The 26970-nt window shown below is 55.5% G+C and carries 19 protein-coding genes; 9 read left to right on the top strand and 10 right to left on the bottom strand.

Features of this window, described 5'->3' with window-relative positions:
• Positions 1-61 precede the first annotated feature (61 nt).
• A complete protein-coding gene (locus tag DQG23_RS34685; protein ID WP_158560860.1) occupies positions 62-1525 on the bottom strand; it encodes a glycosyltransferase in 1464 nt (487 codons plus the stop codon).
• Between the two features lie 1167 nt (positions 1526-2692).
• Positions 2693-4237 carry a hypothetical protein gene (locus DQG23_RS34680; protein ID WP_113035628.1) on the bottom strand — a complete coding sequence of 515 codons (1545 nt, stop codon included), beginning with the start codon at positions 4235-4237 and terminating at the stop codon, positions 2693-2695.
• 404 nt (positions 4238-4641) lie between these two features.
• Here DQG23_RS34680 and DQG23_RS34675 point away from each other — a divergent pair, with 404 nt between their 5' ends.
• From DQG23_RS34675 to DQG23_RS34665, 3 genes are all read left to right on the top strand, one after another.
• Positions 4642-6246, top strand: coding sequence for an SWIM zinc finger family protein (locus DQG23_RS34675; RefSeq protein ID WP_113035627.1), 1605 nt, complete (start codon positions 4642-4644; stop codon positions 6244-6246).
• Complete coding sequence (locus tag DQG23_RS34670) at positions 6243-9230, top strand: DEAD/DEAH box helicase (protein WP_113035626.1); 2988 nt, start codon at positions 6243-6245, stop codon at positions 9228-9230. Before DQG23_RS34675 ends, DQG23_RS34670 begins: the two co-directional genes overlap by 4 nt.
• Positions 9231-9709: 479 nt before the next feature.
• On the top strand, positions 9710-10423 hold the full coding sequence (locus tag DQG23_RS34665) for a DUF421 domain-containing protein (RefSeq protein ID WP_113035625.1): 714 nt from the start codon (positions 9710-9712) through the stop codon (positions 10421-10423).
• A gap of 89 nt (positions 10424-10512) precedes the next feature.
• Here the strand turns inward: DQG23_RS34665 and rluF are convergent, their stop codons facing one another.
• Entirely contained in the window at positions 10513-11211 is a 699-nt protein-coding gene (gene rluF / locus DQG23_RS34660; RefSeq protein ID WP_113035674.1) for a 23S rRNA pseudouridine(2604) synthase RluF, read from the bottom strand.
• A 251-nt stretch (positions 11212-11462) separates the two neighbouring features.
• Positions 11463-13157: a M3 family oligoendopeptidase gene (locus DQG23_RS34655; protein WP_113035624.1), complete on the bottom strand. Its 1695-nt coding sequence runs from the start codon at positions 13155-13157 to the stop codon at positions 11463-11465.
• 316 nt (positions 13158-13473) lie between these two features.
• On the opposite strand from DQG23_RS34655, the gene DQG23_RS34650 reads away from it, so the two are divergent.
• The 4 genes from DQG23_RS34650 to DQG23_RS42665 all read left to right on the top strand — a co-directional run bounded on the left by DQG23_RS34650 (position 13474) and on the right by DQG23_RS42665 (position 15599).
• Positions 13474-14253 carry a hypothetical protein gene (locus DQG23_RS34650; protein WP_113035623.1) on the top strand — a complete coding sequence of 260 codons (780 nt, stop codon included), beginning with the start codon at positions 13474-13476 and terminating at the stop codon, positions 14251-14253.
• Between the two features lie 41 nt (positions 14254-14294).
• Positions 14295-14447, top strand: coding sequence for a hypothetical protein (locus DQG23_RS42375; protein WP_158560859.1), 153 nt, complete (start codon positions 14295-14297; stop codon positions 14445-14447).
• A 165-nt stretch (positions 14448-14612) separates the two neighbouring features.
• Positions 14613-15275 (top strand): DUF2642 domain-containing protein, encoded by a 663-nt coding sequence (locus tag DQG23_RS34645; protein ID WP_113035673.1) that lies wholly within the window; start codon positions 14613-14615, stop codon positions 15273-15275.
• Between the two features lie 162 nt (positions 15276-15437).
• A complete protein-coding gene (locus tag DQG23_RS42665; RefSeq protein WP_192894670.1) occupies positions 15438-15599 on the top strand; it encodes a hypothetical protein in 162 nt (53 codons plus the stop codon).
• A 124-nt stretch (positions 15600-15723) separates the two neighbouring features.
• Here the strand turns inward: DQG23_RS42665 and DQG23_RS34640 are convergent, their stop codons facing one another.
• The 3 genes from DQG23_RS34640 to DQG23_RS34630 form a co-directional block, all read right to left on the bottom strand.
• Entirely contained in the window at positions 15724-16197 is a 474-nt protein-coding gene (locus tag DQG23_RS34640; protein WP_158560858.1) for a DinB family protein, read from the bottom strand.
• A 307-nt stretch (positions 16198-16504) separates the two neighbouring features.
• Positions 16505-18001 (bottom strand): FGGY-family carbohydrate kinase, encoded by a 1497-nt coding sequence (locus DQG23_RS34635; protein ID WP_113035621.1) that lies wholly within the window; start codon positions 17999-18001, stop codon positions 16505-16507.
• 225 nt (positions 18002-18226) lie between these two features.
• Complete coding sequence (locus DQG23_RS34630) at positions 18227-18724, bottom strand: hypothetical protein (protein WP_158560857.1); 498 nt, start codon at positions 18722-18724, stop codon at positions 18227-18229.
• A gap of 231 nt (positions 18725-18955) precedes the next feature.
• On the opposite strand from DQG23_RS34630, the gene map reads away from it, so the two are divergent.
• Positions 18956-19708 (top strand): type I methionyl aminopeptidase, encoded by a 753-nt coding sequence (gene map / locus DQG23_RS34625; RefSeq protein ID WP_113035620.1) that lies wholly within the window; start codon positions 18956-18958, stop codon positions 19706-19708.
• A 217-nt stretch (positions 19709-19925) separates the two neighbouring features.
• Positions 19926-21620 (top strand): sigma-54 interaction domain-containing protein, encoded by a 1695-nt coding sequence (locus tag DQG23_RS34620; RefSeq protein ID WP_113035619.1) that lies wholly within the window; start codon positions 19926-19928, stop codon positions 21618-21620.
• Positions 21621-21854: 234 nt separating this feature from the next.
• Here DQG23_RS34620 and nagZ read toward each other — a convergent pair whose 3' ends face one another.
• The 3 genes from nagZ to DQG23_RS34605 form a co-directional block, all read right to left on the bottom strand.
• Positions 21855-23474: a beta-N-acetylhexosaminidase gene (gene nagZ, locus DQG23_RS34615; RefSeq protein WP_238178175.1), complete on the bottom strand. Its 1620-nt coding sequence runs from the start codon at positions 23472-23474 to the stop codon at positions 21855-21857.
• A gap of 282 nt (positions 23475-23756) precedes the next feature.
• Positions 23757-25328, bottom strand: coding sequence for an L-glutamate gamma-semialdehyde dehydrogenase (gene pruA, locus DQG23_RS34610; protein WP_113035618.1), 1572 nt, complete (start codon positions 25326-25328; stop codon positions 23757-23759).
• 55 nt (positions 25329-25383) lie between these two features.
• Entirely contained in the window at positions 25384-26298 is a 915-nt protein-coding gene (locus DQG23_RS34605; protein ID WP_113035617.1) for a proline dehydrogenase family protein, read from the bottom strand.
• Between the last annotated feature and the right edge of the window lie 672 nt (positions 26299-26970).

Genomic DNA, 26970 nt, shown 5'->3' with positions numbered 1-26970 from the left:
AACTTGATGTGGCCGCCTGCAGAGCGGCTCGACCGGTAACGCAGCGGACAGGTTAGCCCGTTTAATCGGACGCGGCCGGGGAGCGCCTGACCGGAACCCCGTTCAGCAGCAGCCGCTGCTCTTCGATGCGGGCGATCCGTTTGTGGGCCGGCTCATATTCCGGCAGCCGCTCCAGCACCTTCTCGTACATCAGCTTTGCTTGCGCCTGCTTGCCAGCGAAGCGCGCCACCTCGGCAAGCAAGTAGTCGGATTTCCAGCCCGCGCTATCGGGACTCGCCTCTACGACGCCCCGATAGGACGGATATACGTCCTTCGCTTTGCGCAGGCGGGATTCGGCTGACTGAACAAGCCGGTATGCGCGCTTCAATTCGATTTCCGCAAGCATCACAAGCGCATCCGGGAAGTCCGGAATGCTCTCGAGCGCCCTGCGGCATGCGCTTTCCGCTTCTTCCAGCTCACCCGCTTGCAAATGCGTAAAAGCCAGCAGGAGCCGCACCTCCGCAATACGGCTGAAATGCGGGCTTGCCGGCGCATGCCGCTCCGCTGCGCGCAGCGCCTCCTGCGCCTTCCCGCAGTCGCCGGTTCCCAGCATGTCTCTCCCGTAGAAAAACAGCCAGCCCGGATTGTCGGGCTCCTCGCGCAGCATCATCTCGAGAAGACGGACATTGCGGGCCAGCTTTTGCTTTTGCTTCATTACCGAAGGCTCGTAGCCGTCGTGATGAAAACGGATAAGCACCGGCTTGCCGATCGGGTCGCGCGCGGACAATCCCTCAGCTCCCCCGATCTGCTCATGCACGCGTCCCTTGTAACGAAGCCCTCTGTTCAGCGGAAACATGCGGCTTCTGTTATATTTGATCCCGGCATCCCCGTTTTGGTGCTCTTGTACGCCGGCGTTGATGATGACGAGCTGCGCAAGCTTCCCGAACAAGCCCGCTGCCGTACGAATATTCGCGCGGTCCTCGGGCCACAGCGATTCATCCGCATCGACCCATATGACCCAATCACTTTCAATATGCGGCAGCCCGGCGTTGCGCGCCGCGGCAAAATCGTCGCACCATTCGAACGTCACCAGCTTCACGCCCGGAAATGCCGATGCCGCTTCTCTCGTCCCGTCTGTCGAGCCGCAGTCAATGACGACGATTTCGTCTACCGCGCCAAGCAGGCTTCGCAAGCACCGATCTATACAGCGGATTTCATCCTTCGCCAAAATCGCTGCGGCAACAGTTACCCGCGGCACGTCGAGCATCGCTTCTATGTCGATGCGCATATCTCCTGCAGGCGCTTGCCCGACCGCAGCGCGAGCCGTATCGGCCCAGGCGGCATGCGGATCGAGGAGCTGCGCCCGCTCGAAGACGCGGCCGGCCGTCTCGCCGTAGCCCCGATGAAGCAGCGCTTCGCCCAGCAGCACCCAGCTCTGGGCATCGAGCGGAAATTGCCGAAGATGCGCAGCGGCCGCCCGCTCCGCCCCCGCGAAATCCTTCTCCTTCAAAAGCGCGGCTATGCTGGCTTGGGAAGCGGTTATCATCGGATTTTCCTCCCTCATTATTCATGCAAACGAAACGCGGCCAACACGATGGTCGGCCGCCGGCATTTCATTTGCGTCACTAAAAATCTGCAAGTTAAGAGTTGACCGTGCGTGCGCCTAGTAGGCTGACCGCATAGGTTCTAAGGAGTGCTGCCCGCACTTGTCACGAAAGGAACCGCAATCAAACCGCGGGTTTCGTAAGAAGAATGGCAGCAAAGAACCTTACATGAAATGCGGTTAGTCTATTCGTACACAGTCCGATCTAAAGCTAAAGATTGTTACGGAATCGAACGCTTGATCGTTAATAAATCCGCACCTCGCCACGCGCGACTGCCGGCGCGCGGTGCTGGTGCTCGGTTACACGCCGGCTGTCAAACCTCTATGAATGGACCAAGCAATTAGTGAAGAAAACCTCATTGCTAATGAGGCAATCCTCACTATTTTACCGGCAAACTGTAGGTCTAGCTGCAGTTTTCAGCAGCTAGTGAGGCAAACCGAACTATTCATTTCCTTTTCCTCACTAATAATAACGTTTGCCTCATTATGTGGCCAAATCGCGTGTTGTGGGCGAGAAATAGTGAGGACTGCCTCACGAATAATAACGTTTGCCTCATTAGCCGGCCAATATGAATGGATTAAGCAATTAGTGAAGAAAACCTCATTGCTAATGAGGTAATCCTCACTAATAATAACGTTTGCCTCATTATGTGGCCAAATCTCGTGTTGTGGGCGAGAAATAGTGAGGACTGCCTCATGAATAATAACGTTTGCCTCATTATGTGGCCAAATCTCGTGTTGTGGGCGAGAAATAGTGAGGACTGCCTCATGAATAATAACGTTTGCCTCATTAACCGACCAGGCGAGTGTTATGAGCGAGAACTAATGAGGACTGCCTCATGAATCATAACGAGTGCCTCATTAAGCGGCCAAAACACGTGTAGGCAAGAACAGCGAGGACTGTCTCATGAATCATAACGTTTGCCTCACTAAACGGCCAAAACACGTATTGTGGACGAGAACTAGTGATTGTTTGCGTGTCGATTACTAACGCTCATTAACCGTTCAGAACACGAGCCGGCGGCGGTACGGAGTGCGTCTCTGGAGCCACGGTTTGATCGTGATGTCCGTCCGCTACTCGATCAAACACGCGGCATCGCTAGCCAAGTATTATACTCCGCCCTCCTGAGAGCCGGGGCGGCTGGAGGAACCGATAAGCGTCAGCAAATACCGCATGTCTCTGCGGTCATAATTACCGTCTTTGGTCACATCGCTAAACCCCGCGTCGGTCAAGCTCTGGAGTTTGACAATGTCGCCGATCTCGATTTTTTCATCTCCATTCAGGTCGAACTGCGGCTTCAGAGCAGCAAGATCCGCGACCAAGAACGGCTTCGAAACCATATTGACTTTACCGTCGCTGTCAAGCGTATACAACCAATACTCGCCCACGGGAATATCGGATGCCTCAATCCCGCCATACGCGCCGCCTTCATATAGCGGAACGACAATATCCTGTCCCGGCGTTTCGGCTGCTCCGACAATTACCTCGGAAGGCCGCAAATAGACGTTCTCCGGAGCGAAGCCTGCCGGCGGAATCACTTGGATGCTCAGCTCCGATTGCTTATTTACGATCGGCGCTTCAGGAGCTTCACCGTTGACCCTGACAATTATAGCAGGCTCAATCGTCAGATTGAACGTGATCGGCTCGGAGATCAGGCCGCCGTTATCAATCGCGCTTACCATTACAGGAACCGTTTGGCCGGGCGACACGCCCGAAACATTCAGCAAATGGCCGTTTTCCCGAGCGTAAACAGAGCCCGAATCATATGACAATTGGTATCCCAGAACTTCTTCGTTTATAAAATCCTCGGCAAGATCGGCATCGTCGAAATACTCGCTTAGATCAATAATTGCTCCGCCGGCCGGGTTCGCCGTAACCGCAACCGCAGCTTCGGAAATTTTCTTTTGCGGCTCCCTGTTCTCTATTACATCCAGCGTGAGGAGGCTCACCGCTTCCGCAGTGCCTGTCCCGTCCTCCCGATAGTCGTTGTCCCTAGCCGTCAGCGTGACGGTCTCGGTGCCCGTTTTATTGATAATAAAGAACGGTTGCAGACTTTCTCCATTCCAGTTTGCCGATTGGCTTGAATAAAGCCCGTCGGAAGGCGGGGAGACGGTTACTGTCAGCTCTGAGCTGTCCTCGTCCGCAAAGACGTTAGGGATTGTAGGATTTAGAATCTTGGTGTAGCCATTGCTGATATACCTATACTTAATAACCGGCTCGCTGCCCCCCACCGGAGACGACGCCGTGCGTACAGTAAAGGGATTGGAGTAAGTGACATTGCCGACCGTGTCCGTCGCCGCAATCTTATAGCTGTAGTAGTCAGGGGATGCCACGGTTCCGGGAGTGATTTGCAGGAATGTTCCGTCCGTTATGCCGACGCCCGCTATGCCCGGAGATTCCGGATCGAGACTGTTAATGGAATAGGAAAGAGTGTCCCCCTCATCCGGATCGCTGAAAAATTCGCTTAAATCAAGCGTATGCGGAGTACCGCCCTTGATCATAAGCTGATTAAGGATTTCATTGGAAAACACTGGGCTGCCTGCCGCGACGGCCGTAACCGCGCCTACAGCCGGCGATAACGCCAACACGGCCGCCATTGCCCCGGCCGCCTTGCGGACGGAAAAACGCTGTTCCTTCCTTTTGCTTCGCTTCATCTGTTAACTTCCTCTCCTTCCAGAACGCCAATGAAAATCTATCTAGTCTATTTATGTAGAAAACGAATTCCGGACTTGTGCGTTTCCCGCATGGGAAACGGCCCAACTTATGGGCTTTCTGGCTATAATTTTAACATAACGGGAACCTTAACTCTATCATTTCTTGCCGCGTATTCTTACTTTAAGCTAAAGCTTCCCGAAGCGGCCGGCGGATCCGGCCCTACTTCCCGTTACCTGCGCCGCCGCAATAGGCAAAACAATCCCAAATCTGGTATCATGTAAGGATAGCCTTTTTATGTTCGTGATGAAATCGTACCGGCCGCCGGCCGGCACCGATATAAGCGGTGAACGCTCCGCCCCCGGAAAGGGCAGTCCGTTCAACCAGGGAGGAGCGAATACGACCGATGCTCAAGCTGAAGCTTCCCGTAAACCGAATCAACTACTTGGCCGATGAAATCCGGTCGCGTTTTAGCCCTGGCGTTCTGGAGCGAGGCTGGCTTTATTACCATAAAGGCCGGGTTAAAGAATTGGAGCTCGAGGGCGGTACGGAGCTGCGTGCACGCGTGCGCGGATCGGAGTGGTACCGGGTCGTCGTCAATCTCGAATCGTTCGCGCGCAGTACGTGCGAGTGCCCGGCCGACGGCTGGTGCCAGCATATTGCAGCTGTCTTTTTTCAAACCTACGAATCGCATGGCCGGCCGGAGCTTATGCTCCGCCAGCTGCAGCTAGCCATACAAACGCGGGCAAGAAACAGCAAATCGGCCGCCGCTAAATTACGGAAAGAAGCGGAACGAAGGTCGGCGATCGAACTCGGCGACGGACCGAAGGAATGGCAGCGTTTCTTCGAGCAGCGCTTTCACGGCTACTCGCTTGGCAGTCCGCAGGCGGTCGAGGAATTTTACGATATGGCCGTATCCTCGCTGGAGAAGCTGGCCGAAGACTGGGATCCGCGCATAAAGCCGCTCTACTCCCTGCACGTTCTGTTGTTCATCCTGCGCAAGGTGGAGCAGCTCCATGAGGACAGCCAGTCGACCTATCTTTCCTACTATGTGGGAGTCGGCTCGGCCGCCGTATCGGAACGCTGCCGCGAGGCGATAGCCGGACTGGCCTCTGAGAACGAGCCGTCCCCGATCCGGAAGGCATATCCGAAGCATTGGGAGGAAACCATTGCGTTTTCGGCGGAAACGATGCTGACCGGAAAAGCCGGGCCGATCGACTGGCTGGATCTGTATCGGCTGTTATGGTGGCGTTGGTTCGGTGACGGCGGCGGGGAAGGAAGCGCAGTCCGCGAGGAGCGCACCCGCCTGACTCTTTTGCTTGGCCGCCAGGGGTTGACGCCCCGACGCAAAGATACGCTGCTGCTCGCTTTGACTCATTTCGATTTGATGAACGGCGAAGACGAACAAGCGATGCGCCAGCTCAATGAACTGCAAGCCAAAAAAGTCGGCGACTTCCGTATCGTGCTCCAGCACTTGACGAACGAGGGAGCATGGACCAGGCTGACGGCATGGCTGCGCTGGCTGCTCCCGGAAACCGTCAAGGCACGCCAAGACGAGTTTGTGATGATCTGCGGATTTTGGCAGTCGGCCGCCCCTCACCTCGAATCGGACGAAGAATGGGTGCGGATCATGCTCTCTCTGCTCCCGCGAAGCTATCCCTTCTATGCCGGATATTTAATGCAAAGCGGACGGATTAAGCAATGGGTCGATTTGCAGCTTTCGCTTAACGTGCTCCCGAACCGCCTGAACGCAATCGATCTGAAAACGGTCGAGCACGAAGATCCGGCGCTGCTGCTGCCGCTCTTTCACCAGGCTGTCGAGCGCTCGATTCTCGAAAAAAACCGTACCTCCTACAAAACCGCGGTGAAGCTGCTGCGTAAGCTGCAAACCATTTACAAAAAGCTGAACCGGCTGGACCGCTGGGAAGATTTCCTCCAGCGGCTTGCCGTCAAATATTCCCGGCTGCGCGCCTTCCAAGAGGAATTGAAGAAAGGGAAGTGGCTCACATGATCGCATCGTCCGCCGTTACCGTCATTTGCTCTTGGCTGCCTTCCGGCGCGTTGTTCCTGTGGGGTTCGAGGAGCCAGCACAGCTCGATCGATTCGCTGGAATTGAAGCATCAGCTGTTCGCCTGGCACGAGGAATCGTTCTACGGGACGTTTATCGATACAGCCGATCACCTCGATAAAGAAGGCGTGATCCTTCCCGCCGAGCTTGCGCTCGATTACTTCTGCGAGACGGTCCAGCTTCAGCATGCCTCGTTGCGCTGGAGCCCCGAGCTGGAGGCGCTGCGGCAATTGGCTCCGGCCGTGCGTCAAGCGCTGGAGGAAGGCCGCTGCATGCCCGATTTCGAGAAGTGGAAGAAAGGCTCGCTCGGCTGGAAGCTCGATCTGCCGGACGACGACGGCTCTGCGGCGGGAACGGTAGCGAAGGAGTGGATGAATACGCTCCTTACCGAATGGGCCCGCAAACAGCCGGCTTTTCGCGGCGCGCTGGAGCGATTGGAGCAGGCGCATCCGCAGCTGCGCGAAGGCGGGATCGCGAGCGGCATATGGCTCGACGAAGAAGACTGGCTGGTGGCCATCGGCTGGAAGCATGATTCCAGCCCGTTCCGCACCTGCCTCCAGCTGGTCGAGCCCGAGGAGGGCCGCACTTGGCGCCTGCAGGTGCTCCTGCAGGACCGCCGCGACGCGGCAATGCTGCTCGCATGCAGCCCGCAGGGCTTGCCCGCGGACGATACCCTCCTGCCGGAGAGCTGGCAGGACGACATCGCCCGCGTCGGCAAGGATGTGCAGCGATGGCTGCACATCCTGCCCTGGCTGCGCGAGCCTGACGAGCCCGAGCGCATGCGCGAAGCCATCTCCCACGACGAAGCGTGGGAGTTTCTGGCGCATGGCAGCCTGCGGCTCGCCGAGGCGGGCAGCACAGTATTTCTGCCCGCTTGGTGGGAACGCGTCAGCCAATTGAAGCCGCGGCTGCGCGCCAAAATCAAAGCGCCCGCCGGCACGGCCGGCGAGTCCATGTTCGGCATCGGCCAGCTGATGGAGTTCGACTGGCGGCTGGCCGTCGGCGACCTCGAGCTGACCGAAGCGGAATTCATGCAGCTCATCGAAGAGAAACGCAAGCTTGTCCGTTTCCGCGGCCGGTGGATTCAGCTCGATCCGCGCCAGCTTGCGCAAATCGAGCAAGCGATCAAGAAAGTCAAAAAGAAAAAAGGACTGTCGCTGCGCGATGTCCTCGAGCTGCATCTGCTTGGCTTGGCGGAAGCCGAGCAAGGCGACCAGGCCGGCGGCGATCCCCGATTCGACGAAGACAGCCCGGAACGGCTCGCGATGGAGGTCGAGCTGAACGGGCATCTGCTGCGCCTGATCGATCAGTTGAAGGAGCAATCGTCGATCCCGCGCATCGTCCCTCCTGCGGAATTCCGGGGAGAGCTCCGGCCTTACCAGTTGGACGGCGTATCGTGGATGATGTTTTTGCGGCGCTTCGGACTTGGCGGCTGTCTAGCCGACGATATGGGGCTCGGCAAAACGATCCAATGGATTACTTACCTGCTCGCCATCAAGCATGAGACCCGTTCAGGCATCGGCGCGGCACCGGAAAGCGGTCCGCTTCCTGACCAGACTCAGGCGGAAGGCGCGGCCTTCCCCTCTCTGCTCGTTTGCCCGACCTCCGTGCTTGGCAACTGGCAGAAAGAGCTGCAGCGGTTTGCGCCCGGGCTTCGGGTGCATCTGCACTACGGCCCGCACCGGCTGAAGGGCGATGCTTTCGTCGAAACGGCCGGGCAGGCCGATCTCGTCATGACCTCGTACACGCTCGCGCATCTCGACGAGCAGGAGCTTGCCGCCGTAGCATGGAACTCGATCTGCCTCGACGAAGCGCAGAATATCAAGAATGCTTATACGAAACAAGCAAGCGCCGTTAGAAGGCTTGAAGGCTATCACCGCATCGCCCTGACCGGAACGCCGATTGAGAACCGGCTGACCGAGCTGTGGTCGATTATGGACTTTCTCAATCCCGGCTACTTGGGCACATTGCGCGAGTTTTCGGCCAGGTATGCGATGCAGATCGAGAAATCGAAGGATTCCGCGTCCATCGCCAAGGTTCAGCAGCTGATCCGTCCGTTCATGCTGCGCCGCGTCAAGAAGGATCCGGCCATACAGCTGGATTTGCCGGATAAATACGAAAGCAAATCATTCGTTTCGCTGACTCCGGAGCAAGCCTCCCTGTATGAAAACTACATTCAGGACATGTTTTCGCGCATCGACCGTTCTTCTACGATGGAACGTCGCGGGCTCATCCTGACGGCGCTGACGAAGCTCAAGCAAATATGCAACCATCCGGCGATGCTGCTCAAGGAAGGAAACCGCGCCGTTTGGCGCGAGCGCTCCAACAAGCTGGAGCGGATCGTCGACATGGTGAACGAGCTGCGGCAGGAGGGGGATAAATGCCTCATTTTCACGCAATTCGTTGAAACCGGCCACATGCTTCAGACTGTGCTTGCCGAGGAGCTGCAAGAACCCGTGCTGTTTCTGCACGGCGGAACGCCGAAGGCGGCGCGCGACCGGATGATCGAAGAGTTCCAGAGCGGCAGCCCGGCATCCGGGGCTGCCGCTCCCGAACAGGCATCGGACGAAACGCTGGAAGCCGCGAACGCCGAAGGCGGGGTGTTCGTGCTTTCGCTGAAAGCGGGTGGAACCGGCCTTAACCTGACGGCCGCCAATCACGTGTTCCACTTCGATCGCTGGTGGAACCCTGCGGTCGAGAATCAGGCGACCGACCGCGCCTTCCGCATCGGCCAAACGCGTCATGTGCAGGTGCATAAGTTCGTCACGCTCGGCACATTGGAGGAACGCATCGACGAAATGATCGAGCGCAAGCAAAGCTTGAGCCAGCAAATCGTCGGCAGCGGGGAGAACTGGATCACCGAGCTGTCGACAGACGAGCTGCGCGATATTTTCGCCCTGCGCCGCGATTGGGTCGAATCCGTATAAACAAGTACGCTTCCAAGACACCGGTAAAGTGGATGGAGGCGTATTTGTTTGCCGATTTGGCATTTTGAAGCAACTACAGGTGGGGTCATGAAGATGGTAATGACTTCGGACTAATCGGGTTAGCCCCGTTTTTGTCGTGCCCGGGGTCCAGGGTCTAGATGGGAAAACTACAGCTAGTTTTGCTTAAAACATGAAAAATCGGCATCTTGATGGAAAAACTACAGGTATTTTCGTCGATTTCATCAATAATAGCCGAAACGGGTAAAATCAACTGCAGATTTTCCATTTAGTTCGTTCTGAAGCCGTGAAAGCTGAATAATAGATGTAGATTTTCCAGTATACTATTCCACGTGATGGGGGAAGAAGCTCTTTTTGAGACAGCCCCTTCCTTTTGTCGTATAACGAATAGTTTCCGGCTTCCAATTCATACTAAAGGAAATATCGATTCCATTTAGAGAAGGCCCGTATTAGGAGGCATTATGGAGACTTTTTGGGAAGTTATTCTGCGGACGGCTGCCGCATTCGTCCTGATTATGATCATCGCCCGATTGCTGGGCAAGCAAACCGTTTCGCAAATGACCTATCACGATTTTGTCGTCACGATTACGCTCGGCGCGATTGCCGGAAATTTCGCGTTTAATACTTATTATCATTTGTGGCACCTGTTGACCAGCCTCCTGCTATTCAGCGCGATCGCCTATTTCCTCTCCCATGTTTCCTTGAAAAGCCGCAAATCCCGCAAATGGATATCCGGAAAACCGACGGTCGTCATCGAGAACAGCAAAATTCTCGAGCAAAACCTGCGCAAGCTGAAGCTCACGCTCGACACGCTGAATCAGGAGCTGCGAGAGAAAGATATTTTCAACATAGAGGAAGTCGAATATGCCGTGCTTGAGCTGAACGGGCGGTTATCCGTGCTCAAGAAGCCGGAATACCGGCAGGTTATCCGCAAGGATCTGGCGATTCGGACGGCCGGCAAAGAGGCTTTCCCGGTCGAACTCATTATGGACGGGGAAGTCATTCATGAAAATTTGCGCAGGCATCCGGAGCTTGGCGAGGAGTGGCTGAACAGGGAGCTGAACAAACGCAATCTGACTCTGGCAGACATATGCTACGCCGTAAAGGGGACGAACGGCAAGCTTTTTATCGATAAATACGAAGACAACATCAAAAAGCCGATCGACAAGGAATAGCCTTGCGTCGGCTTTTTTTAAAATGTCGGAAAGAGCACCCCCGCAGATGCTCCAGACTTTGGGACAACCCCGTTCTTATCTCGGAATCGTCAGCTTCGCCCGAATCGCTCCGGCAGAAGATCCTTCAGCTCCGCATCGGTCAAGTCCCGCCATTGCCCGATTTTCAAAGCGCCCAGCTTGACGTTGGTAATCCTCACCCGCTGAAGCCGCCGGACATTGTACCCGAATGCCGAGCACATACGGCGGATTTGCCGGTTCAACCCCTGCGTAAGCACGATCCGGAACGTGTGCTGGCCCATCTTTACAACCTTGCACCGCTTCGTGATCTGGTCCAAAATCCGGACGCCGTTCGCCATCCCTTCAAGAAAGGAATCGGTAATCGGCCGGTCTACCGTGACGATGTATTCCTTCTCGTGATTGTTCTCCGAGCGTAAAATCTCGTTGACGATGTCCCCATTGTTCGTCAGCAAAATAAGCCCTTCCGAATCCTTGTCCAGCCGCCCGATCGGAAAAATGCGCTCCTTGTGGCCTACGAAGTCGACGATATTCCCTTTGATATGGCGCTCCGTCGTGCATGTAATGCCGACCGGCTTGTTCAAGGCAATGTATACGTGGCGGGTTTTGGCGCCGATCGGACGGCCGTTCACCCTGACATCGTCGCCTTCGCCCACCTGGCTGCCGAGTCCGGCAAGGACGCCGTTAATCGTCACTCTGCCCTCTTCGACCCATTTATCCGCCTCGCGGCGCGAGCATACGCCCGTTTCACTTATATATTTATTGATTCTCATCATCCTGCGATCACCCGCATCTATCTTCTCATTTCCATCGTCCGATGTCCAATCGATGGGGGGGGCCGGCTGCCAAGGACCCGTCAAATTCGCAACCAATCCATCTACACCTCCGTTGAAACCAGGAAATCTGGAATTGATTTTGCGGTCATTTCCCGGTTTCAAAGTCGGCCGCTAGGTCTTTCCGACGGACACCCCTATGCCCCTCCCCCGACTATGACGAATCCTTGGGCAGGCTGCAGGCAACACCCCTACAGCTTCGCATCGTCGATCGCATCGAGGCTTCCTTCGATGTGGCCGATTACCGATTCCACGCAGCCGTCCTCGAACGGCGAGCGCAGACCCGCCTCCCGCACCAGCTCCGTAAACGAGAGGCTCCCGCCCAGCTTGCAAAGATGCAAGTAATCGGCCCAAGCCTTCGTCCGGTCTTCTCCAGCCCGCTTCCAGAACTGCAGCGCGCAAATTTGCGCCAGCGTATAGTCGATGTAGTAGAAGGGCGCATTGAAAATATGGCCCTGCTGGTGCCAAAACCCGCCCCGTTCCAGGTACTCGTTATCCTCGTATTGGCGATGCGGCAAATAAGCGCGCTCGATATCGCGCCATGCCCGCTTCCGCTCGGCCGGCGTCGCTTCCGGATGCTCGTAGACGAAATGCTGGAATTCATCGACCGACACCCCGTACGGGATGAAAAGCAAAGCGTCGCTCAGATGCGTGAACCGGTATTTGTCCGCATCCTCCTTGAAGAACAGCTCCGCCCACGGCCAAGCGAAAAATTCCATGCTCATCGAGTGAATCTCGCAGGCCTCAAGCGTCGGACCGTAATATTCCGGTACTTCGAAATCGCGGCTTACATACATTTGGAACGCGTGGCCGATTTCATGCGTCAGCACGTCCACATCGCCGGTCGTTCCATTAAAGTTCGCGAAAATATACGGCGAGCGGTAGTCCGGGAAATACGTGCAGTAGCCGCCGCCCGCCTTTCCTTTTTTGCTGGCGAGATCCATCAGCTCATGCTCAAGCATGAACCGGAAGAACGCCGACGTCTCGGGAGACATGTCGTCATACATTCTTGTGGCCTGATCGACGATCCAGTCCAGATCGCCCTTCGGCTTGGCATTCCCGCTTGCGAATAAGTATTTGTCATCGTAGTAACGGATCCGGTCAACGCCGATTCTTGCGCGCTGCCGTTCCTTCAGCTTGGAAGCGACGGGCACGATATGCGTCTTTACCTGATTGCGGAAGTTCGCCACCATAGCCGCATCGTAGCCGATCCGCTCCATTCGCGCATAGCCAAGCTCGACAAAATTGCGGTATCCCAGCTTACGGGCAATCGACGTGCGCACCTTGACCAGCTGGTCGTAGATGCCGTCCAGCTCCTCCTCATGCTCGCGGAAAAATCCGTACCTCGCTTCTCCCGCCTGCCTTCTCACCTCGCGATCGGGCGATTGCATGAACGGCACGAGCTGGGACAACGTCCTTTCCTCGCCCGCAAACGGGATTTTGGCCGAGGCGATAAGCCTTGTATAGTCGCTTGAAAGCTTGTTCTCCTGCTGCAGCTCCGCCATCACTTCCGGCGAGAACGTCCGCAGCGCCAGCTCGGCGAGGCTGAACAGCTGCCGGCCCCATTTGGCCTCCAGCTCTCCGCGGTACGGGGAACGGACGAGCGCTTCGTAAAGCTTCGTCGTCATCCCTTGTACGATCGGCTGCGATTCGTCGTCGAATTCTTGCTCCGCCTTGTAGAAGGGATCGTTCGTGTCGACCGTATGCCGTACGCCGGCTATAGCCGACAGCGTTTTGTACTCGCCCCGAAGCTTATTTATCGCCGCCAGCGCCTCGATTTGCGCTTCCCCCGTATCCGCCTGCTCCAGCTTGCCTAGCCAAGCTTCGAATTGCTCCTCCAATAGCGCCATATCCGGCCGCCGGTACGCAAAATCGCTGAACTTCATGCTTCGATCGCTCCTCCCGCATCTTTGCGGCTTCCATCGCCGCTTGCAGCGCTGCAATTCTACCAACGCCGCCTCATATATCTTCCAAATTACGCATTAGAGCTCGTAGATGCTTTTTACGTGCTAACCGTATTTTACCACGCAACGGACGGCAACCCCAAAAACCTTCTCTAACCTATCAGCACTCCGCTAAACACTGATAGATAAAGGTGGAATTTCGAAGAATCTAGTTGTTTGGCTAGTACCTCTTAAATAAGGGATACGTATATATAAAGTACAAAGCACCACCAATGACAACCGAAAGGGGAACAAGCAAATGGCAGGACACAGCTATCTGAAATCCATGGTAGGCAAAGAGTTTAAAGTGAACAGAGGAGGACACGACGCAGTCTGGGGTAAACTGATCGACGTCAAGAACGACTTTCTCGTTCTGGACACCGGCGAAGGCAACGGCATCTGCTACTTCAACCTGAAACACATCAAAAGCTTCAACGAAGTCATCGGCGGCCAAAACGGTCAAAACGGCAACAATAACGCCAACGGCAACAGCAAAATCACGTACAGCAGCAGCCCGGAATACGTCCACGCAAGCAAATTTTCCGAAGTGCTGGAAAAGCTTCGTCCGAACGTCGTCACGATCAACCGCGGCGGCCCTGAAAAAATTGAAGGCGTGCTGACCGACGCCAACGAAGATTATATGATCGTCGTCGTCAACAAAGACATCATCCGCATCCCGACTTACCATGTTAAATCCATCTCGCTCTACACCGGCAACAACGACAAAAACGACGGCAATGCAAACGCCAATAACAACAAGAACGACAAAAACGACAAGAACGATAAAAATGACAAAAACAAAAACAAATCCGGCGGGAAAAACGACAAATCCGGCAAAAACAACCGCCGCGGCTACACCAGAGACCATGACCGCAGCGATCGCAGCGACGATCGGAGCGGACGCCGCGAACGCCGCGGACGTACGCGCAACGCTTACAGCAGCCGCACGCGTGCCGTTAACGGCAGCCGCAAGCAAGCCAGAACTCGAATGGCCGGCAAAAGCACAGCCAAAGTCCGGGCGAACGTTCGCGTCAAATAACCCTCCGAGCTTTCTACGGGTCTATAAGGGAGGGATAAATCATGCTGCCGTACCTCATTTCCATGCTTGCAGGCCTCCTGCTCTATAAGCTGCTTAAACCTCAACCGCACCCAACAGCCGAATATATCCAAACGAACGACGCACTCGATTCCGCCAACCTCTCTTACAGTCATAAGGCAAGATCCAATGCTTAAAAACAGTTGCTTATCATAGGCTTGCAAATCGCCGCAGCGGGGTGCTGCTCCCATAAGGACCCCCCGCTCGGCAAACGAGCCGGTACCGGCCGCAACGGAAAGCCGAAAGGCTTTTTCGCGGCCGGTGTCGCTTCGCTGACTTACGAAGAGAGGGGGTATACGATATTGAATGGCATTCGAAATTTTCTTGGTAAGCATATCGACGTGAACATATCCGGGAAAGGCGTGTTTACGGGGTTATTGATCGACCTGGGCAGCGACATTCTGGTCATGCATAACGGGTTTCATTATTTGTACATCCCGCTTGTGCACATCCAAAGCGTGAAGCTGGGCATGACCGATCTCGCGATTTCCGAACTGTCCGAGCAGCCGATCGAGAATCATGCGGAGCCTATTTCCTACCGTAAGATCCTCGTCAACGCCAAGGGACTTTTTCTGGAAATATACACATCCGGGGGCCACTCGATTCACGGTTATTTGACCGGCATCATGAACGATTATTTCGTTTTCTACTCGCCTGTTTACCATACGGTGTTCATTTCGATGAACCACCTCAAGTATTTAATTCCGTATCAGCAGGACATGACGCCGTATTCGCTGAATCAGGAATATTTTCCGGTCAAACCGTCCAATATCACGCTGTCCCGGACGTTCGAGCAGCAAATCAAAAAGCTGGAGGGCAAGTTCGTAGTGCTCGACATGGACGAACATCCGCGTAAAATCGGGCTTCTCAAAAGCTTCGAGGATCAGCAGCTGGAGCTCGTCACGGCTAACGGCGATACGTATTATTGGAACATGCACCATATCAAAACCGTTCATCTCCCCTAAATCAAGGCCTCTCCTCACCCTAAAAGGAATTCCTCCATCACCGCAGTCGAGAACTGCGTGGTTTTGGGGGATTTTTTTTAGGGAGTTTTTCGTTGATAAAATGAACCGTTTTGGCACATGTTAGAACTGGTTATCACTTTCCGAAGAGGAGGCCGTCCACAAATGGAAAACCGCACGCATGAGGGCAACTACGAAGGCACGCGCAATATGAAGCCCAAAAATCAGGATATGGCATTCGTCAACGATACGATCGATCAGGCGAAAAGCACGACCAATCCCGTAGGCGCCGTCACCAAAAAAGGACATGATAAAACGGCGCAGTGACGCTCCGATATGACGCATGAGCAAACAATCGAAGGGGTAATCCCTTGAACATCCGAGATGCTCCGGGGAACGGCCCCTTCGCCCGCTTATGCCTCCTTGATACCTCCTATATATGAAATCCCCGTCATGCCTTCGGCACAGCCGACAGAGACGCGATCTGATTCATATGATGATCGTCATGCCAAGCGAAATCGGCGATATATTCCGTAATGACAAACTTGCAATCGACTGCGGCATGGACGGCGGAATAATGCTCCTCCGGGATGGCCCGCAAATGTTCTACGATTTCCCGGCGGACCTGCACCGCCTCGTCGAGCAGCTCGTCCCTGCTTTTGGCCCTGCCGTAAACGGCCGCATCGCGGTTGAAGCCTTCAAAGTCGAAGTTCGCGAGCGTCAGCGGCTCATCGCGGCGCACCTTCGAAACCGCCGTCTCCATATAGTAGCGGTCCCACAGCATCATGTGACTGACGATATCGTGAACCGCCCATTTTCCCTCGCCGATCGCCATGGTCCATACACGCTCGTCCAGGCCGCGCAAAGACTCCGCGAATGAAATCCATTTCTCCATCGATCGGACAAGCTTCTCTTTATTCAACATGTATTCCCCTCCCATTTTAAGAACATATGTTTGTATTCTTCGTTTCTCCCTCAAATTCCTGCTTCCATTACTGAAAAAATTAGGGTGCCGAGCGTAAAGGTTCATGCCTTTTTCGCCATTCGATCTTATTCGCCAATGCCGGTATCTCTCTGAACAGTTTTCCCCCGCTGTCATCTATCGTTCAAGGATAATTACCCGCCTCGTTTATACGACGGCGTTTACGTTTTAGCGGTAAGCCGGCTTCCGATATTTCTTTCCGACTGCAAAAAAAAAGCCGCTGCAGTCCGAGTGCAGCGGCTTACTCTTCTTATCCTCTCCGGTAAAACTCGCCCAACGCTCCGAGCATCGGCACATAACCTTCATCATAAAGCTTCCGGTAAGCTTCGTGCCTCTCGACGTCCGCCTCGATGCGGGCGGAGCCGGAGGTGCGGACCGCCTTCACCGCTTCCTCGGGCGAGCCGTAAACGCCGCAGCCGATGCCTGCCGCCATTGCAGCTCCGAGAAGAGTGGCCTCTTCGATTGGCGGCACCTCCAGCGAGCAGTTCAGCACGTCGGCTTTGACCTGCAGCCATTGGCGGTTTCGCGTGCCGCCGCCTACGACGAGCAGCGTGCCGATCGGGCTGCCTGCGATTTCTTCCGCCGAACGGCGGATCAATTGCAGCTGATAGGCCGTCCCCTCAAGCACGGCTTTAATCAGCTCGCCTTTGCCTTGCTTGCCGGTGAAGCCGATGAACGCCGCCTTTGCGCGAGGGTTAGGCGACGGCGCCCCGCTGCCGGACAAGTACGGGTAATACAAAATGCCGGTCGGTCCCGGCTTGACCGCATCAAGCAGCTTGATCAGCTGCTCGTAGCTCATCGGTTCCTCGCCGAATTGCGCGCGCAGCCACTCGATCGAGCCGCCGGATGCGGAGTTGCCGCCCATCCAGAAATGGCGGTCCGGTACGACGTGGCAGCCGTAAGACAATCCGGAATCGAACTGCTTGCGGGTAAGCGGGCGCTCCTCAAGCGTGCCGACGAGCGTTTCCGCCGTCCCCATCGAATCGTAGACGACGCCCGGCGCTATCGAACCGACAGCGAGCGCGGCGATCACATGATCGTGACCGGCTACCGCCACCGGCGTCCCCGTCGTCAAGCCCGTCTTTGCCGCCGCATTCGCGTTTACGTCGCCCATGCGGGCTCCGCTTGGCAATGCCTGCGGGAAGAGCGATTCCTCGAAGCCGAAATGAGCGAGCCATTCCCGGTTCCAGCGCTTCTCGTCGATTCGGAAAGCGAGCGTTCTCGCCGCCAGCGAATAGTCGATCGCCATGCTGCCGGACAGCCTGTACGCGATATAACTGGAAGCCGACAGCCAAGTTACCGGGCCGTCCAAGGCTTCCGGGAACCGGTCGCGGATCCACAGCAGCTTGGCGAGTCCCATTTTAAAGCTGTTGCGGAGACCCGTTTGTTGAAACAACTCGAACGGCTCCGTCTCTTGCGCGATCCGGTCCGCCTGCGCCTGCGAGCATGTATCGAACCAAGGCATGAAGGGCGATTTGGCTTGTCCGGTTTCGCGATCGACCAGCAGCCCGCTTTCCGCCATGCTCGTAATACCGACAGCCTTTACCTTTGGGTTCCCGGCTTTCTGAAGCACCGTGCGAACCGCAGATGCGATGCTTTCCCACATTCCGTCCGGATCGTAGTATGAGTAGCCCTCGGCGTGAGTATGGGTTACCGTTTTGCGGCTTTCTACGGCCACCGCCCTGCCGTCTTCCGTATACAGCCCGGCCTTGCTGTTCGTCGTACCGATATCAATGCCAAGAAGCATCGCTTATGCATCTCCCTTTATCGTGCGTATTGGTCGTTATGTAAACGTGTGCAATCAAATATAAACCTTATGACCGTTACAATGGAAATCATGAAGTTCATTTCGCGGAAATATGAAGGAGGGGCAGAACGGCTTGCTTTCGCAAGTCTTCTGACATTTTAACAAAACCTTCAGGCAAAAAAAAGACGCCCGCTTGTTTTGCGCAAGCGGACGGCTTTGCTCGAATCAAAAACAGGTGAACTGGTCGATTTGGCGAAGATCGACGCCGAAATACTGCCACCAGAAACCGTTCCAGCGGAAGCCGGCTACGGAACGCGGGCCGACAAACGTCAAAAATGCCCAATACTGATCCCCGTTACGCTGCCATATATAGACGAACCGGAACATGCAGCGACGGATAGCGCCCGGGTCGACGGCGAATGTGCTTACACCCTGCGTCGTGACGGGCTTCTGCGGCGTAAAGCCGGGCGGCGGCGTTTGCGGCATGCCGGCCTGGCCTCCAGGGCCGCCTGGTCCCCCGCCTGGCCCCCCGCCCGGACCTCCAGGTCCGCCCGGAAATCCTCCAGGTCCGCCGGGACCGCCAGGCCCTCCAGGGAATCCTCCGGGTCCTCCAGGGCCGCCGGGACCGCCGGGAAACCCGCCGGGACCTCCCGGACCGCCAGGGCCGCCGCCCGGCATCATCCACCAAAGTAAACTCGAAGGCATTTGTCTATAATCGTACATTTATTTATCCCCTTTATCCGGTATTTAGCCCGCATCGCTTTCCTGCGTGTGGGCGATTTCACCAACAGTATATGTGGCATCCGCCCGAAGTTTATGGGCGAATACCCGTTTTTGCTGAAAAAGGTGGGTCCTTTTTGCCTTCGCCTGCTTATATTGATACTATAAAGGCATAAAGGACGCCATTTGGCGCTTCCGACAGCTACGACATCTTTACTTTGAGGAGGGCCCGATTTGGTTACCATAAAAACAAAAGAACAAATCGCTAAAATGAAGCAAGCCGGCATTATTCTCGCCGACATTCATAAACAGCTCCGGAGCATGATCAAACCCGGCGTGACGACGTGGGAGATCGATCAGTTTGCCGAATCGTACATGCGCAGCCACGGCGCCACACCCGAACAAATCGGTTACCGCGGATACGAATACGCCACCTGCGCCTCGGTCAACGACGTCATCTGTCACGGCTTTCCGAAACGCGAGCCTCTGCAGAACGGCGATATCGTCAAAATCGACATGGTCGTCAACCTGAACGGCTGGCTGGCGGACTCCGCTTGGTGTTATGCCGTCGGTACCGTTTCGAAGGAAGCGGAGGATCTGATGGCAACAACCAAAGAAGCGCTGTACCGGGGTATTGCGCAAGCGAAGCCGGGCAATCGTCTGGGCGACATTTCGCACGCGATCCAAACCTTCGCGGAAGAACGCGGTTATTCGGTCGTACGCGACTTCACCGGACACGCGATCGGCCAAACGATTCACGAAGACCCGCATGTACCGCACTACGGCCCTCCGGGACGGGGACTGCGGCTGAAGGAAGGCATGGTCATTACGATCGAGCCGATGATCAATACCGGAGCGTACGGCACGAAAATCGATGCGGACGGATGGACGGCGCGCACGATAGACGGTGGCTTGTCCTGCCAGTACGAGCACACGGTGGCGATTACCGCGGACGGTCCGTATATTTTGACGGACCAGGACGAATAAGAAAGCTCGGCATATCACCAAAAATAGCTGCAGGTTTTTGCAGTTCGTCTCGCTGCCATCTACCAAGTGTCCGCCAGTCCGGCTTCCGAAACGCGTGCCCTTCCGGCGCGCGTTTCGGCGCTGCATGGCAGTTTTCAGCTCGCGCACAGCATAAACCACCGTATCTTATGGTATAATCGTTGAAAAACACGCATACCTGCTAGGAAAGGAAACGACTATGCTCCGGTTCGGCCAACTTCCTTTAACCCGTACCTTCGCGTCCGTCTCTCCGCAGCTATCGGGGACGGAAGCTTCCAAACAACATAAAGACGAACCGTACGTCGTCATCGAAAGCGAACCGCCGTATGCGCTTGCCGCAAGCGAATTCATTGCCGCCGCCCATAAAGCCGGACAAAGGCCGCTAATCCATGCCGTTCGGGAAATGGCGATCCCCCCTTCCGCAATCTGCACGGCGGAAGAGTCGTCATCCGCAGCGATCGATTGGACAAGACCGCTCTTGATTCGCGGCGAAACGGATGGCGGAATCGCCGGCATCGTTGCTGCCGCCGAGCTTGCTCCGCTTATGCTTAAAGAAAACAAGCAGCTGTGGGCCTATTTCATGACGCTTGCGGAAACGGTCGGCGATGCGGTAACCGCCGTCGATAAATTCGGCAAGGTGCTTTGCTGGAACACTGCGGCTGAGCAAACGTACGGCATCAAGCGCGAGCAAATCGTCGGGCAGACGATCGGCGAGCATTTCGAAGCGGAGTCGATTATGCTGTACCGCATCTTGGACGAGGGCCGTACGGTTCGCCAAGTGTATCATCAGCCGACGGGGGACAAGCATGTCCTGATCAATGCATCGCCGATCGTCGAAGCGAACGAAATTATCGGGGGCATCGCAACCGAGCATGATATTACGCGAATCGTGCGTTTGAACAAGGAGCTGTATGAAGCTCCGTTATGGCTCGAAAGCGATCGTCCGATGGATCTGTTCATGAGCGTAGACGGCTTGCAGCCCGCGATCAGGCAGGCGCTCAAGGTCGCCGCTACCGACAGCGCTTTGCTGCTGATCGGGGAGCACGGCTCGGAGAACGAGCTGCTCGCGCAAACGGTACATGAAGCAAGCACAAGACAGCATGGCCCGTTCCTATCCTTTAACTGCGGCGCCTATCCGGCCGGCATTCTGGAATCCGAGCTTTTCGGCTATCAGAGCGGTGCGTTTACCGGCGCGGAGCCTGAAGCAAGACCCGGCAAGCTGGAGCAAGCGGCCGGCGGCACGCTGTTCATCGACGAGATCGACGAGCTTCCCGCAGAGCTTCAAATGAAGCTTTTGCAAGCGATGGAGCAGGGCTTTTTTACCCGCCCGGGATATGCCGAGCCGATTCGACTGAACGCCCGGATCATCGCGTCCGCAGCGCCCGTTCTGTTCGACAAATGGAAGCAGGGAAGCTTCAAAAGCTCGCTTTACTATAAACTAAGCGCCGTAAGCATTACGATTCCGCCGCTCCGCGAACGTACGGAGGATATACCGCAGCTCGTGCAATTTTTTCTGCGGCAGCTCAGCGCCAAATACCAGAAACCGCTGCCTAGGCTGGATTCGCCGGTTATGGCGGCCCTCATGAATTACGAATGGCCTGGCAACATGCGCGAGCTGCAGCAAGTAGCGGAACGATTCGTGCTTTTGCAGGATAACGGGACGGTCGGGCTTGCCGATCTGCCGAAGGAAATGCTTGCGGACGACGGTGAAGAAACGGCTGACGATGCGGGCACCGACATGCTGCTGAAAGCCCGCGTCTCGGGAGAACAGGAAGCGGCGATGATCGAGGAAGCGCTGCGCAAGACGTACGGCAACAAAAGCGCGGCAGCCAAGCTGCTCGGCATTTCCCGCGCGACGCTGTACAACAAAATGCGGGAGTATGGCTTAACTTGATTTTGGGCCGCAAAACGCCCCCAGTCCTGCTTGTTCAGCGGATATGGAGGCGTTTTGTTTTCAATCGACAAGAATAAACGGTTACGCCGTCCTAAACGCTTTCGAAGAAAGCGACTTCGTAAGCATAAGCTTTAGACGAGCGCCAAAAAGAAGCCTCCATTCCATCTTACGGATTTGGAGGCTTCTCGCTTGGAATGTCGTATGATCCGGCTGCCCCGGCACTCATTCCTGCGTTTACAAGGTAACCGGCAGCTTGCCTGTCGCAGGGATCGCGCCCGTCAGCACTTTAGCGGCGCTGCTGAGCGCAAGCGGCCTGGATTCGTACGCGGCGACGTACGTAGAAACCTCCGGGAACCGGCGAAGATCGTACGGATTCCGCAATGCGACGATGACGAGCTTGACGCCGAGCGCTTGTACGGCTTGAACCAGCTGTGCCTGAGCCGGATTCAGCGACGCGTTATAGGTGCCGATGACGATCTGTCCGAATTCGGACGACTTCGCCCGCTCGACAGCCTCGGTCAGCCGCCCACCCGCTTCGGCAAGCGGAATGACCGTCTCTTCGATGCTCAAGCCCTCGGCGGACAGCGCTTTGCCAAGCGTCGCCTTCATGGAGATCGCTTCGTCGACGAAGGAGGACACCGCGGCCTCGAAGCTGATGACGAGCGTCTTGACGGCGGGGAGCAGCGGGAGAAGACCCTGCTCGTCTTTGACAAGCGTGATGCTCGCTTCGCTGATGCGGCGGGCTACCTCGCGATGCTCGGCGCTGCCGATCTGTTCGATCGGCAAATATACGCGCTCCCTGTCGGCATGTTGTTCGCCGCCTTCGAGCAGTCCCCTTCTCTGCTTTAATACAAGCAGCCGCTTGACAGACTCGTCGATCCGTTCTTCGCTTATGCGTCCCGACTCGACCGCTTCCACAAGCGCTTCGATCGCCCCGACCTGCAAATCGTATCTGTGGCTGATCAGAACGGTATCGGCCCCGGCTTCTACCGCCATAACCGCAGCACGAATCGTGCCGTAATGATCGGAGATGGCTTGCATTTCCATGCAATCCGTCATGATGACGCCTTCGTAGCCCAGCTCCTGCCTAAGCAGCCCGGTTAATACGGCGTGCGATAACGTAGCCGGCAGCTTCTGCGACTCGAATGCCGGAAAATAAATATGCGAAGACATGATCGCATCGACGCCGCCAGCAATCGCCCGGCGGAACGGAGCAAGCTCCACCCGCTCGATTCTATCCCGGCTATGCGTAATGGTAGGCAGATCGAGATGGGAATCGACATTCGTATCCCCATGTCCGGGAAAATGCTTCGCGGTCGCAACCACATTCGCTTCTTGATAACCGCGTATAGCCGCTGCGCCGAAACGGCCGACCGTCTCCGGAGATTCCCCGAACGAACGGACGCCGATGACCGGGTTGTCCGGATTGACGTTTACATCAAGAACCGGAGCGAAGTTCAAGTTAATCCCCAGCGCCCGCAGCTCGCGGCCTGATACGTAAGCGGCCCGATACGAGGCATCCGCCGACCCGCCTGCAGCAATCGCCATATTGCCAGGCATAAGCGCTACGCCCTCGGTAATGCGCGCCACCATGCCGCCCTCCTGGTCGATCGAAATCCAAAGCGGCAAAGTACCCGAGCGCTCAGCCGATTTCTGCAGCCCTTCGTTCAAGGACGCGACTTGCTCGAGCGTGCCGATATTCCGTGCGAACAAAATAACGCCGCCGAGATGATGCTTCTCGATCAGCTCCGTGACCGCCTCGTTAGGCTCCGTGCCCTCAAATCCCGCTTGTATCATTTGCCCGATTTTTTGCCGCAAGCTCATCGCCGCCAGCAATTCCGTCATATCCGTCATGATGTCCCCTCTCCCTGTTGCGTAACTGGTCAGCAGTTTATTTTTTCGCTTCTATCTAGTATGACCTTATTCGATTATGCCGATGAACCTAGCGTTTCTCATCGTACTCTACCTTTATTATATACTACTATTGAAATTTTAAAATATAAAAATTATATACTTATGAAATTTTATTTCATGAGTACGAACGGATTATGCCTTCACCGCACCAACCTTCCATGTTCGTTTTCCGTCTAAAACGAAAAGTCCCGCACCATCCGGTACGGGATTTCCTTGCGTGTATTACAGCTTTCTCGATGTCAGCTTCGCTTGGGTGAAAAGGAGCAGGTAGTCGTGGCCGCCCGCCTTGGAATCCGTACCGGACATATTGAACCCGCCGAACGGATGCACGCCGACAAGCGCGCCCGTACATTTGCGGTTGATATACAGGTTGCCGCAATGCACCGTTTCGAGCGCCTCCTCGATACGCTCTTCCACCGCGGAGAAAAACGCGCCGGTCAAGCCGAATTCCGTATCGTTGAACATTTCGATCGCATGCTTCCAATCCTTCGCTTTGGCAATTGCCAGCACAGGGCCGAAAATCTCTTCCTGCATGATGCGAGCCTTGCCGTCAACGTCGGCGAAAACCGTCGGCTGAATATAGTAGCCGTTTCCTTCCGCCGCTCCTCCGCCTACAAGCAACCGGCCTTCCGTTTTGCCGATTTCGATGTAGCCCAGGATACGCTCGTATGACGTCTTGTCAACGACTGGTCCGATCGGATAGTTAAGCTCAGGCAGACCTACCGTCAGTTTGCTTGCAAGCGCGGCAACTTTATCGACAACCTTGTCGTATACGGATTCGACGATGATGGCGCGAGAGCCTGCAGAGCACTTTTGCCCCTGGAAGCCGAAGGCCGAAGCCACGATCGCCGCGGCAGCCGCGTCCAGATCCGCCGTTTCGTCGACGACGATGCCGTCTTTGCCGCCCATTTCCGCTACAAGGCGCTTGATCCAAATTTGCCCTTCCGACGTTTGCGCTGCGAGACGATTAATATGCAGACCGACTTCCTTCGAGCCCGTAAAGCTGATGAACCGCGTTTTCGGGTGCATTGTCAAATAGTCGCCCACTTCGGCGCCGCTGCCCGGAATGAAGTTCAAAACGCCTGCAGGCAGGCCGACTTCTTCCATCAGCTCGACAAATTTATGCGCGATGACCGGCGTCGTCGAAGCCGGCTTCAGCACGACCGTATTGCCCGAAACGATCGCCGCCGTCGTCATCCCGACACAGATCGCTAGCGGGAAGTTCCAAGGCGGGATGACAACGCCGACGCCGAGCGGGATATAGGTCAGACGGTTGTCCTCGCCTTCCAGCTTAACGAGCGGCTGATGAATCGACGTCTCGCTTAAACGAATCATTTCGCGGGCATAATATTCCATGAAATCGATCGCTTCGGCCGTGTCGGCATCCGCTTCGGCGTAGTTTTTACCGGCTTCGTACACCATCCATGCCGAAAATTCATGCTTGCGCTCGCGCATCCGCTTAGCCGCTTCGAACAGGAATTCGGCGCGCTCGCGGGCAGGTACTCTTTTCCACGTCTCGAAAGCCCCGACTGCGGTTTGCATAGCCTGCTCAGCCAGTTCTTTGCTCGCTTTGCTGACGGTGCCGATCGTTTGGTCGACGTTACCCGGATTGATCGATACGATTTTGTCTCCGGTTTCGATTTTGTCCGAGCCGATATGCAGCGGATAGCTTTTGCCGAGCTCGTTTTTTACTTTGGCCAGTGCCGCTTCCATCGCTTGCTTGTTTTCCGGAAGGCTGAAATCGGTGAACGGTTCGGTGGCGAAAGGCGCGACTTTCTGTGTCAGCTGTGTCATGGAGAATCTCCCCTTATATGAAATGTAGTTAAAAATCGGTAAACGATTCGATGCATTACTTGAACATATTCTTCAGAACGAACCAGACGTTCGCCGGCCGCTCGGCCAGCCTTCGCATGAAATAGCCGAACCAGTCGATACCGTACGGGACATACACGCGTACGCGGTAGCCTTCTTCCACGAGACGGTTTTGCAAATCGACGCAAATGCCGAACAGCATCTGAAACTCGAATTGATCATTCGATATGCCCTGTTCTTTAATAAACGCTTTCATATCCGCAATTACCGATTCGTCGTGGGTCGCGATGGCCGCATAGCAGCCGTTCAAAAGATGCCGCTTGATGATCGCCCGGAAGTTGGCGTCGACATCCTTCTTCTCCGGGTAGGCCACTTCAGGAGACTCCTTGTAAGCGCCTTTAACCAACCGCAGGTTGAGCCGCAGCTCCTTCAAATCGTCGATATCCTGCATCGTCCGGTACAAATACGCTTGAACGACGATTCCGACATTGTCGTACTCCTGCCGCAGCTCGCGGAGAATATCGAACGAAATTTGGCAATGCGCGAAATCCTCCATATCGATCCGCACGAAGTTGCCGTATGCCTTGGCCCGATCCAAAATGCGGCGCATGTTGCGCACGCACAGCTCGCGGCTGATATCTAAGCCGAGCGACGTCATTTTGAGCGACAGATTGGACGAAACTCCCGCCTCGTTGATCGCATCCAGCGTCTTCAGGCACATGTCCGCCGACTCGTTCGCTTCCTCTTCCGTAAAAACGAATTCGCCAAGATGATCGAGGGTGACGACCTTCCCTTCCCGGTTCAGCTCCCGCACCGCTTCGATCGCTCTCTGGATCGTTTCGCCCGCCACGAATCGGCCCGCTCCGAACCGGAGACCGTATCGTTTTGCCATTTTATTGGCTGCACGGCTTTTCGCAAGCGATTGAAATAAATTGCGCATAACCATTTCCATCGCGCCCAACTCCCATGTTGTACTCTTACTTTTTACGTTTTGTACAATGTTGTACACTATTCGTCACACTGGATGAACCATCTATACTTACAGCGTATTCAAGCCGGTAAGGCTTTGCTGCAAAATCCGCTCCCGCCCTCGGCAGATGAGGGACGAAGCACGCCGCTCTTTTACAAATTCATTGTACAACAAAAATACATAGTTGTATATATTTTGTACAGTTATGTTTATTTTATGTTTAACACGTCCCCAGCAAGCACAAATCCCTTCGGCATCCCGACGCTCCATTTTCCCGCATACGTTACCGCACAACCATGAAAACCGCCTTGCGGCGGCTTTGATGTTTGATATACGTTTGTCCGTTGGTGAGGCAATGGGTATAGGCTTTCAGCCGCTCTTGAAATCGTGTTTCTTTGAACTTATTACGAGGGAGAAACACGATTTCAAAGGCGGCACGTAAACTTTACAGCCCATACCCATTACCTCTTGTTCGCCTTCGGTGCTTTCTGTCACGTCTTTGACATTTAACCGGTCCTCCAACCGTATTCATTCCCGCTTGCCCCTCCTCGCTCTTCGCTTGCATGCACTGGAGTCCGATTTTGCCGTCTTGGAATCGAGTACGGCTTCCATTACCCGCATGTAGTCCGAAAGCGCCTGCTTGCAGCGGGTATT

This window comes from Paenibacillus contaminans, assembly GCF_003285015.1.
In the GTDB taxonomy this organism is placed as follows: domain Bacteria; phylum Bacillota; class Bacilli; order Paenibacillales; family NBRC-103111; genus Paenibacillus_V; species Paenibacillus_V contaminans.
The sequence above is the reverse complement of the archived record's forward strand: the minus strand, read 5'-3'. Positions and strand labels throughout refer to the sequence as shown.